At 69.5% G+C, this 12,898-nt stretch carries 10 protein-coding genes; 2 read left to right on the forward strand and 8 right to left on the reverse strand.

Translation table 11 applies throughout. The annotated features are described in order from the left end of the window. The first annotated feature begins 158 nt into the window (after nucleotides 1–158). Nucleotides 159–608 (forward strand): DNA polymerase III subunit chi, encoded by a 450-nt coding sequence (locus tag V5F75_RS01055; RefSeq protein ID WP_394034335.1) that lies wholly within the window; start codon nucleotides 159–161, stop codon nucleotides 606–608. Nucleotides 609–839: 231 nt separating this feature from the next. Here V5F75_RS01055 and V5F75_RS01060 read toward each other — a convergent pair whose 3' ends face one another. Further along, a complete protein-coding gene (locus tag V5F75_RS01060; protein WP_394034336.1) occupies nucleotides 840–1,700 on the reverse strand; it encodes a LysR substrate-binding domain-containing protein in 861 nt (286 codons plus the stop codon). Nucleotides 1,701–1,796: 96 nt separating this feature from the next. Here V5F75_RS01060 and V5F75_RS01065 point away from each other — a divergent pair, with 96 nt between their 5' ends. Beyond that, nucleotides 1,797–2,219, forward strand: coding sequence for a VOC family protein (locus tag V5F75_RS01065; protein WP_394034337.1), 423 nt, complete (start codon nucleotides 1,797–1,799; stop codon nucleotides 2,217–2,219). 93 nt (nucleotides 2,220–2,312) lie between these two features. Here the strand turns inward: V5F75_RS01065 and pyrC are convergent, their stop codons facing one another. The 7 genes from pyrC to V5F75_RS01100 all read right to left on the reverse strand — a co-directional run bounded on the left by pyrC (nucleotide 2,313) and on the right by V5F75_RS01100 (nucleotide 12,252). Beyond that, nucleotides 2,313–3,368 carry a dihydroorotase gene (gene pyrC / locus V5F75_RS01070; protein WP_394034338.1) on the reverse strand — a complete coding sequence of 352 codons (1,056 nt, stop codon included), beginning with the start codon at nucleotides 3,366–3,368 and terminating at the stop codon, nucleotides 2,313–2,315. 126 nt (nucleotides 3,369–3,494) lie between these two features. Then, nucleotides 3,495–4,715 carry a sodium/glutamate symporter gene (gene gltS, locus V5F75_RS01075; protein WP_394034339.1) on the reverse strand — a complete coding sequence of 407 codons (1,221 nt, stop codon included), beginning with the start codon at nucleotides 4,713–4,715 and terminating at the stop codon, nucleotides 3,495–3,497. Between the two features lie 111 nt (nucleotides 4,716–4,826). Then, nucleotides 4,827–5,330: a YqhA family protein gene (locus V5F75_RS01080; protein WP_394034340.1), complete on the reverse strand. Its 504-nt coding sequence runs from the start codon at nucleotides 5,328–5,330 to the stop codon at nucleotides 4,827–4,829. A 51-nt stretch (nucleotides 5,331–5,381) separates the two neighbouring features. Then, entirely contained in the window at nucleotides 5,382–6,845 is a 1,464-nt protein-coding gene (locus V5F75_RS01085) for a GntP family permease (protein ID WP_394034341.1), read from the reverse strand. Nucleotides 6,846–6,864: 19 nt separating this feature from the next. Further along, entirely contained in the window at nucleotides 6,865–7,890 is a 1,026-nt protein-coding gene (locus V5F75_RS01090) for a patatin-like phospholipase family protein (RefSeq protein ID WP_394034342.1), read from the reverse strand. A 160-nt stretch (nucleotides 7,891–8,050) separates the two neighbouring features. Beyond that, nucleotides 8,051–11,140, reverse strand: coding sequence for an efflux RND transporter permease subunit (locus V5F75_RS01095; RefSeq protein ID WP_394034343.1), 3,090 nt, complete (start codon nucleotides 11,138–11,140; stop codon nucleotides 8,051–8,053). Further along, nucleotides 11,137–12,252: an efflux RND transporter periplasmic adaptor subunit gene (locus V5F75_RS01100; RefSeq protein ID WP_509212131.1), complete on the reverse strand. Its 1,116-nt coding sequence runs from the start codon at nucleotides 12,250–12,252 to the stop codon at nucleotides 11,137–11,139. Before V5F75_RS01100 ends, V5F75_RS01095 begins: the two co-directional genes overlap by 4 nt. Nucleotides 12,253–12,898 lie beyond the last annotated feature (646 nt).

Consider the following 12,898-nt stretch of genomic DNA (forward strand, 5'->3'; position numbering starts at 1 on the left):
GGCCCCGCTTTACCGCACGGCTCAAGGCGGCGAGACTCCCTCGCCGCCTTTCGCTTTTCCCGCGGAGGGGCGGAGGCGCCCCCACGGCGCGCATCGGCCCTTGCGCCGCGCCTCCCGGCGCGGGAGAAAGGCGCACCTGAAGCTCCGCGCCGGCCGCCATGACCGAAGTCCTCTTCTACCACCTCGAGCGCCGCCCCCTGGAGCAGGTGCTGCCCACGCTGCTGGAGAAATCCCTGGAGCGCGGCTGGCGGTGCGTGGTGCAATGCGGCTCCCCCGAGCGGCGCGATGCGCTCGACGCCCACCTGTGGACCTACAACGAGGCCTCCTTCATGCCCCACGGCACCGAGGCCCAGCCCCAGCCCGAGCGCCAGCCGGTGCTGATCGCCACCACCGAGGCCAATCCCAACGGCGCGCAGATCCGCTTCCTGCTGGATGCGGTGCCGCTTTCCGATGCCGCGCCCTATACCCGCGTGGTGCATCTGTTCGACGGGCGCGACGCCGACCAGGTGGCCGCCGCGCGCGAGCGCTGGCGCGAGGCCAAGGCCCAGGGCCACGCCCTCACCTACTGGCAGCAGGACGAGAACGGCCGCTGGGTGCGCAAGGCCTGAGGCCGAAGGCCCGCGCGCCGGTCCCATGGGTGTTTCGTCAGGCCCGCGCGGAGCCGGTCGAAGACCAGGGCCGACAGAGCGTTTCCGAGCGAAGTGGAAACCGGTTCGCGTGAAGGAAACGCGTCATTGCAATAGGACAGATCGTTTCGGCGTTTCCATGAAACCCTGAAACGATCTGGTGTCGGGCCCGAGAGCCCGCACGCGCTCCTTATCTCCCGAGCGGAGCCGCGATCAGGCGCCATCGAGGGCGGCGATGAGCGCGCCCAGCGCCTCAGCCCGCGTCGGCAGCGCCGGATGGAGGCAGACGATGCGCCGCGCGAAATCCTGCGCATCCGGCACCGGGCAAATGTGGAGGCCGCTCGCCTCCAGCCCCGGCCACAGGGGCACCAGCGCATGGCCCATGCCGCGCGCCACCAGCAGGGCGATGGTTTCCAGCGCGTCGAGATCGCACCGCACCTCGGGGAACAGGCCGCGCGCCTTCATGTAGTCCGCCGCCAGCCGCCCGCCCCAGGAGGCCGGATCGTAGCGGATGAACGGGCCTGCCCTGATGGCCGCCTCCACCTCCCCCGGCGCCACCGGCTCCCGGCTCAGCAGCGCCAGCGGCTCCGTGCGCAGGAGGCGCGCCGCCAGCCCCTTGGGCAAGGCGAAGGGCGGCGCCACCAGAACCGCCGCGTCGAGCGCGCCGTGGGCGAGCTGCTCGTAGAGCTGGAGCGAGCTGCCCGGCACCAGCTGCAGCTTCAGCCCCGGCGCGGTGCGGGTGAGCGCATCGAGCGCGCCCGGCATCAGCCCCGTGAGCATGGTGGAGATGGCGCCCACCGCCAGCTCGCCCGAGAGCGCGCCGCCGGCGATGTCATCCTTCAGCAGCGCCGCCTCGCGGATGAGCCGCCGCGCCCGCGGCAGGAGCGCGAGGCACGCCTGGGTGGGGCGCGCGGCATGGGCGCTGCGGGCCAGCAGCGCGCAATCCAGCTCGCGCTCCAGCGCCTGCACCCGCTGGCTCACGGCGGCGGCGGTCAGCTTCTCCCGTCGCGCGGCGGCGGCGATGGAACCGGTCTCGGCCACTGCGACGAGGCTCTGGAGGAAGCGCAGATCCAAAAGAAAACCTTGGCCTGAGAGACGCAATTATATAGTTTTTGCATCGTAGGGCATGGGCTAATCAGCGGTCAAACCTCCCGCATCCGGAGCCCGCCCATGAGCGCCCCCAGGTCCCTGTTCCACCTCGCCTTCCACGTGACCGACCTCGACGCCGCCCGCCGCTTCTACGGCGGCGTGCTCGGCTGCGCGGAGGGGCGCTCCACCGACACCTGGGTGGATTTCGACTTCTTCGGCCACCAGATCTCGCTGCACCTGGGCACGCCCTTCCCGGTGACGCGCACCGGCAAGGTGGGCGAGCACATGGTGATGATGCCCCATCTCGGCGCCGTGCTGCCGCTCGACGAGTGGTTCGCGCTGGCGGAGCGCCTGCAGAAGGCGGGCGTCGCCTTCGACATCCCGCCGGTGATCCGGTTCGAGGGCGAACCGGGCGAGCAGCGCACCATGTTCTTCTTCGACCCTTCGGGAAACCCCATCGAGATCAAGGGCTTCAAGGATTTCGAAAGCGTCTTCGCCCATTGAGGGCATTCTCAACGCTCCAGGGCGATTTCCGAGCGCCAATGCGCGCGGAAACGCTCGGGCTGATGCCCCGGCCTCAACCGGGGCATTGTCGGCTCAGCCCACCACGCGCCAGTGCAGGGGGAAGGTGGGGTCGAACACCGTGAGCGGCCCCGCCCCGGTCTCGATCTTACGCGGATACTCCACCGCCGCCTCATCCTTGGCGAGGGTGACGCGCGCCGCGTTCGGCGGCAGGCGGTAGAAGGCCGGTCCGTTGAGGGAAATGAAGGCCTCCAGGCGGTCGAGCGCGCCATCCTGGTCGAACACTTCCGTCACGGCCGAGAGGGCGTTGGTGGCGGTGTAGCAGCCGGCGCAGCCGCAGGCGCTCTCCTTGGCGGGGTCCAGATGGGGCGCGCTGTCGGTGCCCAGGAAGAAATGGCTGTCGCCCGAGGTGGCGGCGGCGCGCACCGCGAGGCGGTGCTCCTCGCGCTTGGCCACGGGCAGGCAGTAATAGTGCGGCTTGATGCCCCCCACCAGGATGTGGTTCCGGTTGATGATGAGGTGCTGCACAGTGATGGTGGCGCCGATATCGTCCCCGCCCTGGCGCACATAGTCCGCGCCGTCGCGGGTGGTGATGTGCTCCAGCACCACCCTGAGGCCCGGCGTGCGGCGGCGCAGGGGCTCCAGCACCCGCTCGATGAACACTGCCTCGCGGTCGAAGATATCCACCGCCGGGTCCGTCACCTCCCCGTGCACGCACAGGGGCAGGCCGATCTCGGCCATGGTGTCGAACACCTTCTGCACCTTGGAGAAATCCCGCACGCCGGAGGCCGAGTTTGTGGTGGCGCCGGCGGGATAGAGCTTCACCGCGTGGATGATGCCGTCCGCCTTGGCGGCCTTCAGGTCGGCCGGGTCTGTCTCCTCGGTGAGGTAGACGGTCATGAGCGGGGTGAAGTCCATGCCCTCGGGCACGGCGGCGCGGATGCGATCGCGATAGGCGGCAGCCTCCGCGCCCGTGACCACGGGGGGCACGAGGTTCGGCATCACGATGGCGCGGGCGAAGTGGCGCGCGGTTTCCCCCACCACCGCCTGCAGCACCGCGCCGTCACGCAAGTGGAGGTGCCAGTCGTCGGGCCGGCGGAGGGTGAGGGTGCGGGGGGCGGCGTCTGCCATGGTCATTCCTTCGGACATCTCGCGGGCCGCGCGCGCCCGCCTGTGCGCGGAAATCGCCACGGATGCCGCGCCAAGGCAAGCGCGTTCCGAAGGCAGGCGCGTTTCGCAGGGGCCCGCCTCCCCCCGTCACCGGATCATGAAGCCGATGGCGATGGCATTGGCGATGTCGATGAAGAAGGCCGACACCAGGGGCAGGATGATGAAGGCGGTGGGCGCGGGCCCGTGGGTCTTGGTCACCGCCGTCATGTTGGCGATGGCGGTGGGGGTCGCGCCCAGGCTGATGCCGGTGAAGCCGGCCGCGATCACCGCCGCCTGGTAGTTCCGCCCCATGGCCGGGAACACCACGAACAGGATGTAGGCCACCGCCACCAGGGTCTGCAGCCCCAGCACCACGGCCAGGGCCGGCCCCAGGCCGCCGAGCGTCCAGAGCTGCATGCTCATGAGCGACATGGCGAGGAAGATCTTGAGCGACAGGTCCGAAATCAGCGCCAGCGCCGGCGTGCGGGCGGGCCAGGCGCTCGCCCAGGGCGTGCGCCCCAGCAGCACCGGCGCGGCATTGGTGATGACGATGGCCACCAGCAGGCACACCACGAACATGGGCAGCTTGATGCCCGTCATCTCCACCACGTCCTCCAGCGCATAGGCGATGAGGATGACGATGTTGAGCACCAGCAGCGCGCTCAGGATGTTGTCGTAGGTCACCTTGCCGGCGTCGGGGCCCACATCGTGCTCCGGCAGGCCCACCATGGGCGGCAGGATCTCGTCGGAGCGCAGCTTGTAGCGGTTGATGAGGATGCCGGCCACCGGCCCGCCCACCACGCTGGCGATGACGAGGCCCAGGGTGGCGCTGGCGATGCCCACTTCCAGCGCGTTGGAGAGGCCGAATCGCTCGGAGATGAGGGGCGCCCAGGCGATTGTGGTGCCGTGGCCGCCGATGAGGGAAACCGAGCCGAGCAGCGGCGCGAGCCCCTCCGGCAGGCCGAGCGCGGCCACCCCGCCCAGCGCCACCAGATTCTGCACGGCGAGATAGACCACCGTGAGCACCAGCAGGATGGCGAGCGGCCGGCCACCGGTGACGAGGTCCGCCAGGCGCGCATTGAGGCCGATGCCGGTGAAGAAATAGAGCAGCAGCATATCCCGCGCCTCGAGGTCGAACGAGATGGCGAGCCCGAACACGCGGTAGGCCACGAGGGTGCAGATGGCCGCCAGCAGGCCGCCCGTCACCGCCTCGGGAATGTTCCAGCGGCGCAGCGGCGCGATCACGGAGTTGAGGCCCACGCCGACGAAATAGACCAGGATGGCGGTGGTGAAGGTGAGCAGGCCCTGGGCCTCGTAGGTCGCCGGCATGGTTCTCCCGATGGTTCTGGGTCCCGCTGTTCCGCGACAAAAGCACAAACGGGCGGACTTCTCACCCCGCCAGGGCCTCTCGGCCGCGATTTTCCGCCGGGGCGGGCGGCGTCAGTCCGTGTCGCGGTGGTGGGTGAAATGGTCGGTCACCGCGAGCACCGCATAGCCGCACACGAAAATGATGTTGGCGACGGCGAGCCACTTCACCTGCGCCTCGCTGACGCTGGTCTCCAGCTTCATGAGCGCCTTGAGCAGGGTGATGCCGGCGATGGCCATCATGGAGGCGAACAGCTTCTGCTTGAGGCCGGAGAAACTCACCCGCCGCATCCAGTCCGGCCAGCCCTCGGCATGGCGGCGGTCGATGCGGCCGACGAAATTCTCGTAGCCCGAGCAGATGACGATGACCACGAGCCCGCCCACCAGCGTCAGGTCGATGAGCGAGAGGAGGCCCATCAGCACCTCCGCATCGCTGGCCGAGGGCAGGCCCCGGAGGAAGGACCAAAGCTGCATGAAGAAGGCGGCCACCACCAGCGCCAGCGCCAGGGCGAGCCCCACGAACAGCGGCACCAGCGCATAGCGGCACAGCACCACGAGGCGCGAAATCAGCGCGGTCATGCGCCCTCCTTCAGGCGGGCGCCGGGCAAGGCCGGCACCCGCGCCGAGCCGTCAGAAGCTGCCCACCATGGTGCCCAGCGCGATCACCACCACGAGCGCCAGCAGCGCGCTGACGATGGCGGCCATGACGATGTCGAGATAGCCTTCCTTGTGGGTCACGCCGCACACGGAAAGCAGGGTCACCACCGCGCCGTTGTGGGGCAGGCTGTCGAGGGTGCCGGAGCCGATCACCGCCACGCGGTGCATCAGCGCCGGGTCCATGCCGATCTCCTGGGCGATCTTCATGTAGGTGGGCCCGAGCGCGTCGAGGGCGATGGTGAGCCCGCCCGAAGCGGAGCCCGTGAGCGCGGCCAGGATGTTGGTGGCCACCGCCAGCGACACCAGCGGCCCGCCCTCGATGCCCAGCACCCAGTTGCGCACGTCCTCGAAGGCGGGGGTGGCGGCCACGATGGCGCCGAAGCCCACTAGGCTGGCCACCGAGAGGATGGGCAGCACCGAGGCGTTGGCGCCCGCCGCCATGGTGGCGCGCAGCACCGGCACCGAGCGGAAGTTGATGGCAACCACCGTGATGATGGCCGCGATCAGCGCCGTGATGACCGACCACACGCCGCCCACCGCCGCCAGCGTCACCCCGCCCCAGCGTTCCTCGGCCAGGAACGACACGTCGAGCCGGGGCAGGATGGCGAACGACATCAAGAGGTTCACCGCCACCACCACGATGATGGGCAGGGCCGCGAGGAGGATGGAGGGGCCCTTCGTGCTCCCCTTGCTGTGCTCGATCTCCGCCGGGTCGAAGGCGCCGGAGGTGGTGGCGCGCTCGCGCACGATGGGGTCTTCGGCCGCCTTCTCCACGCTGGCCGCGGGGTCCAGCACCAGCCCGCCGAAGCCCTCGCCCCGCGCGCGGGCCTTGGCCTCCGCGCGCTTCAGCCACCACAGGCCGAAGCCGAGCATCACCGCCGAGGCGATGAGGCCGAGGCCCGGCGCCGCGAACGGCGTGGTGCCGAAGAAGGGCATGGGGATGGCGTTGTTGATGGAGGGCGTGCCAGGCATGGCCGACATGGTGAAGGTGGTGGTGCCGAGCGCCACCGCCGCCGGCATCAGCCGTCGCGGCAGCTGGGCGGTGCGGAACAGCTCCACCGCCATGGGCACCAGCACGAAGAAGGCCACGAACAGGCTGACGCCGCCGTAGGTGACGATGGCGCCCGCCAGCACCACCGCCAGCACCGCCCGCTCGGCCCCGAGCTTCTGCGTCATGTACTGGGCGATGGAGGTGACCGAGCCGGAATCCTCCATCAGCTTGCCGAACACCGCGCCGAGCAGGAACAGCGGGAAGAACTGCGCCACGAACTGCGCCGCGTTCGGCATGAAGGTCTGGGTCCAGCTCGCGAGCAGGGGCTCGCCCGCGAACGCCGCCACGATCAATCCCGCCACCGGCGCGATGATGAGGATCGAGGAGCCCTTGAAGGCGAAATAGATGAGGACGGCGAGGCCGACCAGGATTCCGAGGAGGCCCATGCTCACAGCTCCGCCAGTTTCACAGCTCGGACAGGAGCTGCTCGAAGTCCACGGTGGATGCCTTGCCGATATCGTTCCCGTGCTCGGCGATGAAGACCTCGGCCGCCTTGCGGCCCTCGTCCTTCAGCCAGCTCAGGAACTCCCACTCGGCATTGAGCTTCGAGGAGAAGCCGAGGTCGTTCATGACCGGGTTGCGCACCACATGCACGCGCATGCGCGCCCAGTCGCAGGCCTCGCTGTCGCTGGAGAGCTGGCTCGCGTGGCGCTGCAGGAGCGCCATCATGTAAAGCTCCTTGATCGCCACCGCGTTGAACGAAACCTCGTTCAGGCGGTTGAGGATCTCGGTGGGGGTCCGCGGCGTGCCGGGGCGCTCCAGCGGATTGATGGGGACGAGGATGGTGTCGTCGCTCTTCAGCTGGTTCACCAGCGGCGCCAGGGTGGGATTGCCGGAATAGCCGCCGTCCCAATAGGCCTCGCCGTCGATCTCCACCGCCTGGAACAGGGTGGGCAGGCAGGCGGAAGCCATCAGCACATCGGGGGTGATCTCGGCGTTGCGGAACACCCGCGGCCGGCCCGTGCGCACGTTGGTGGCGGTGATGAACACCTGGATCGGCGAATTGCGCAGCCGCTCGAAGTCGATCTGCTTCTCCAGGATCGGCGCCAGCGCGTTGCGGCCCAGGGGATTGTACTGGTAGGGCGAGAATACCCGCGTCATCAGGTCCATGAACAGGAAGCCCGGCGCCTGGTCCAGCGACCAGCGGCCCAGCATCTTGTCCCATAAGGTGCGCTGGAACGGACTGAAGCGCGCCTCTTCGGACACGTGGCGCCAGTAGTTCTCCAGCGCCGCCTTCGCACCCTCGCGGCCGCCGGCCGCGAAGCCGTCCGCCAGCACGGCGGCGTTCATGGCGCCCGCCGACGTCCCGGAAACGCCCTCGACCTCGAGCCAGCTCTCTTCGAGGAGCCGGTCCAGCACGCCCCAGGTGAAGGCGCCGTGGGAACCTCCGCCCTGCAGGGCGAAGTCCACCAGCACAGGTTCCCGTTCCATTCGCGATCCCCTTCTCGCATTCCTCGCCCGCCCGTCGCCGCGCCGGCATGGGCCGCGACGCCGCGGCCCCGTCCGAGCGGCCGGCGGGCCGGCTCCGTTCCCCTGCCCCCGCGACCGCACCGGCGCGCGGGCGTCTCACCGTGCCGCCCGGAGGCGTCGCTCAGGCCGCCTGCGCCTGCCCGGCCGCGGCCGGCGCGTGCTCGGGCGGCGTGTCAGGCCCGAACCACGCCACGTAGAGCGCCGGCAGGAAGATGAGCGTGAGCAGCGTGCCCACCAGGAGGCCGCCCATGATGGCGAACGCCATCGGTCCCCAGAACACCGTCGGCGCGATGGGGATCATGCCCAGCACCGTGGACACCGCCGTGAGCATGATGGGCCGGAAGCGCGCCGAGGATGCCGCGATGACCGCATCCCACACCTTCTTGCCCGCGGCCCGGTCCGCCTCGATCTGGCCGATGAGGATGACCGCGTTCTTGGTGATCATGCCGATGAGCGCGAGCACGCCCAGGATGGCCACGAAGCCCAGCGGCCGGCCGGACGCGAGCAGCGCCCCCACCACGCCGATGAGCCCGAGCGGCGCCACCGACAGCACGATCACCATGCGCTGGAAGCTCTTGAGCTCGAACATGAGCACGGTGAACATGATGAGCAGCATCACCGGCACCACCGCCATGACCGAGGCGAGGGACGCCGCGCTCTCCTCCACCGTGCCGCCCACCGCGATGTCGTAGCCGGGCGGCAGGGTCTTGCGCAGGGCGTCGATCTTCGGCCCCAGCGCCTCCACCACCGTTTCCGGCAGCACGCCCGGCTTCACGTCCGCCTGGACGGTGAGGGTGGGCACGCGGTCGCGCCGCCAGATCACCGGATATTCCTGGTCGAAGCGGAAGGTGGCGATCTGGCTCAGCGGCACGGTGCGGCCGTTGGGCAGCGGCACCTGCAGGCTCGCCAGCGTGTCGAGGGAGACGCGCTCCTCGTCGGTGGCGCGGGCCACCACGTTGACGAGGTAGATGTCATCGCGCACCTGGGTCACCGGCGCGCCGGAGAGCACGGTGTTCATCACCCCGGCGAGCTGGGCGGTGGAGAGGCCGAGCAGGCGCGCCTCGTCCTGGTTCACCTCGATGCGCACCTGCCGGGCCGGCTCGATCCAGTCGTAATTGACCTTCACCGCGTCGGGGTCGGAGGCCACCGTGGCCGCGAGGTCGAAGGCGATGGCGCGCACCTTCTCGATGTCGGGGCCCGAGACGCGGTATTGCACCGGCCAGCCCACGGGGGGCCCCAGCTCCAGCGGCGAGATGCGGGAGACGAGCTGGGGGAAGTCCTCCGCCAGCACCTTCTCCAGCTTCTTGCGCAGCCGGTCGCGCGCCGCCACGTCCTGCGCCACGATCACGGTCTGGGCGAAGAAGTCGTTCGGCAGCTGCACGTCGAGCGGCAGGTAGAAGCGGATGGCGCCGCGGCCCACATAGGTGGACCAGCGCGCCACGTCCGGGTCGCCCTGGAGCACCCTGTCGAAGGTCTCGGCCACCGTCTCGCTCGCGTAGATGGAGGCGTTCTGCGGCGAGGCGAGGTCCACCAGCAGCTCGGGCCGGTCCGAAGAGGGGAAGAACTGGCGCGGGATGAGCGGCAGCGCCAGCACCGAGAGCACGAACAGGCCGAGGGTGACGGCCACCGTCACCCAGCGCATCCTCAGGCACAGCACCAAGAAGGCGTGGTACATGCCCAGCACGCCCCTGGGCGGGGCGTCCGGGTCAGGGATGCTCTCCTTCGGCGGCGCCTTCAGGATCACCACCTGCAGCAGCGGCGTGAACAGCACCGCGACGATCCACGACACCAGCAGCGCGATGGTGACCACCGCGAACAGGGTGAAGGTGTATTCGCCCGCGGAGGACGCCGCGAAGCCCACCGGCACGAAGCCCGCCACCGTCACCAGCGTGCCCGCCAGCATGGCGGCCGCGTAGGCCTTGAAGGCGAAGGACGCGGCGGTCACCTTGTCGTCGCCGGCCGCGAGGCGCGTCAGCGTGGCATCGGTGGTGGTCATGGCGTCGTCAACCATCAGCGCCAGGGCGATGATGAGCGCGCCGAGCGAGATGCGCTGCATGTCGATGTGCGCGATCTGCATGAGCGCGAACACCACCGCCAGCGTGAGCGGGATGGCGAGCGCGACGATGGCGCCCGCCCGCACCCCGAGCGCGATGAACGATACCACCAGGATGATGGCGATGGCCTGCCACAGGCTCTCCATGAACTCGGCGATGGCGGTGTTCACGGTCACCGCCTGGTCGGCGACCAGATGAGCCTCGATGCCGATGGGCAGGTTGGCGATGGCCCGGTTCATGGTGGCGTCGATGGCCTTGCCCATGGCCAGGATGTCGCCACCGTCCTGCATGGCGATGGCGAGGCCGATGGCCGGCTTGCCGTTCACCCGGAACATGGGCTGGGGCGGATCGGCATAGGCGCGGTGGATGGTGGCGATGTCGGCAAGGCGGATGAGCCGGCCGTTCACCACGAAGTTCACGTTGGCGATGTCGGCTTCCGATTCGAACGCGCCGGAGACGCGCACCGACATGTTCTCCGCATTGGTGCGGATCTCGCCCGCCGGCTGCACGATGTTCTGCCGCTGGAGGGCGGCGAGCACCGCCGCGCGGTCGATGCCGAGGCTCGCCAGCTCCCGCATGGAGAATTCGAGGAAGATGCGCTCGTCCTGCGCGCCCAGGAGCTCGATCTTGGAGACGTCCTGCACGTGCAGCAGCTCGGAGCGGATGTCCTCCACATGGTCGCGCAGCTCGCGCTGGGTGAAGCCGTCCGCCGTGAAGCCGTAGATGATGCCGAAGGTGTCGCCGAACTCGTCGTTGAAGAAGGGGCCGACGATGCCCTGGGGCAGGGTGTGGCGGATGTCGCCCACGCTCTTGCGCACGTGGTACCAGATGTCCGGCACCTCGGCGGCGGTGGCCGAGCCCTTCAGGTGCACGAAGATGGTGGTGGTGCCGGCCTTGGTGTAGCTTTCCAGGTAGTCGAGCTTGGGCACCTCCTGCAGCTTGCGCTCCAGCCGCTCGGCCACCTGCTTGAAGGTCTCCTCGATGGTGGCGCCGGGCCAGTTCGCCTGCACCACCATGGTCTTGATGACGAAGGTGGGGTCCTCGGCGCGGCCGAGGTTCCGGAAGGCCATGGCGCCCGCCACCACCGCGATCGCCATGAGATAGATGATGACCGAGCGGTGCCTCAGCGCCCAGGCGGAGAGATTGAAGCCCTTCACAGCCCGGCCCCCGCGCCGCCGAGAAGGCGCACCTTCTGCCCGGGATGCAGCGCCTGCACGCCGGCGGTGACCACGACTTCGCCCGGCTTCAGCCCCTCGGCCACAGAGACGGCGGCGGGCGTGAAGCGCAGCACTTCCACGTTGCGCAGGCTGACCGTGAGGGCCTTGGGGTCCACCACCCACACCGCGGGCTTGTCGTTGAGGCGCGTGAGGGCGCTCGCCGGCACCTCGATCACGGGGCCGGTGTCCATCATCACGCGGCCGGTCACGGTGGTGCCGAGGCGCATGGCGGCGGGCGGATCGATGAGGCCGACGCGCACCCGGAAGGTGCGGGTCACCGGGTCGGCCTGGGGCGAGACCTCGCGCACGCGGCCCATGGCGGTCACGGCCGGGTCGGCGGTGAGGCTCACCTGCACGTCGGGATCGCCGGAGGTGGAGCCGAGCACCTGGGCCGGCACCTCGAACACGGCATCGCGCCCGTCCTGGCGCGCCACCTGGATCACGGTCTGCCCGGCCTGCACCACCTCGCCGGGCTCGGCCCGGCGCTGGGTGACGACGCCGGACGTGTCGGCCTTCAGTTCGGTATAGCCCAGACGGTCCTCGGCGATCTTGAGCTGGGCTTCCGCGTCCTCCACCTGGGAGCGGGCGTTCAGGAACGCCTGCTCGGCCTGCTCGTACTGCGCGCGGGGCGTGAAGCCGCGGGCGAGGAGCTGGCGCTGGCGCTCATACTGGTTGCGGGTCTGGGTGAGATTGGCGTTGGCGGCGGAGACCGCGGCCTGGGCCGAGCGCACCGCGTTCTGCTCGTTCTGCGGATCGAGCCGCGCCAGCACCTGGCCGGGCTTCACCTGGTCGCCCACGTTCACGAGGCGCTCGACGATGCGCCCGCCGATGCGGAAGCCGTAGGAAGCCTCGTTCTCCGCCTCCACATGGCCGGTGAGGGACAGAGCGTCGCCGGCGATGCGGTTGGCGGTGACGATGGTGCGCACGGGGCGGATCTCGGGCGCCGCCTCCTTCTTCTCCTCGCCGCAGCCGGCCAGGGCGAAGGCCACGAGCGACAGCGCCGCGAGCCGTCCCGCCCACCGGCCCGCCCGCAGGCCGGTCTCGTCCGCCATGTCCCGTCTCGTCATCAGCGCAGCCACGAACGTTTCCTTTCCCTGCGCGCGGATCGCCGAGGCCCGTTCCGGACCGGCGCACGCGGGGCCATGCCCCCGGCGCCGCGAATGCCGAAACCTGTCACGGGATCAATGCACGCCATCCGTCTTCAAAAGGGACCCGCACCGGGTGTAGCATTACAGAAAGTCGGACCACCAATACCCTCGTTCCCGCACCGCAGCAAGAGATGGACGAGGCCGAAGGCGAGATGAGGCCAATCAAAAAGCACAATGCGAGCGCGCATATCGACCCGTATCGAGCTACAATATATCATCCAAAGGTCGAATACTCGTAGAATAGGCAAAAACAGCCGGATTGTAACCTTGAAATGACCGGCACCATCAAACCGCAAGAGCCACAGAGCACGCAAGACTACAGTGAAGCGGGGCGCATCCGAAGGAGGCGCGGGAAGGCCGGGCCATGTATATTCCCGTCCCTTCTACAACCCGCTCAAGAAGAGAGCCTCCCCTCCTCCGCGCCGTCGATGTAATGCTCCGCTTGCGCCCGCGCCGAACACATGCGCGCGCCTGCGGCAAGAACGGCCGCCTGCCGCCCTCAACACGGCGGGGCGCTGGCGGCTAAGATCGGCCGGGAGCTTGAGTCGCG

It is taken from the genome of Xanthobacter albus, from assembly GCF_043194895.2.
In the GTDB taxonomy this organism is placed as follows: Bacteria; Pseudomonadota; Alphaproteobacteria; order Rhizobiales; family Xanthobacteraceae; genus Xanthobacter.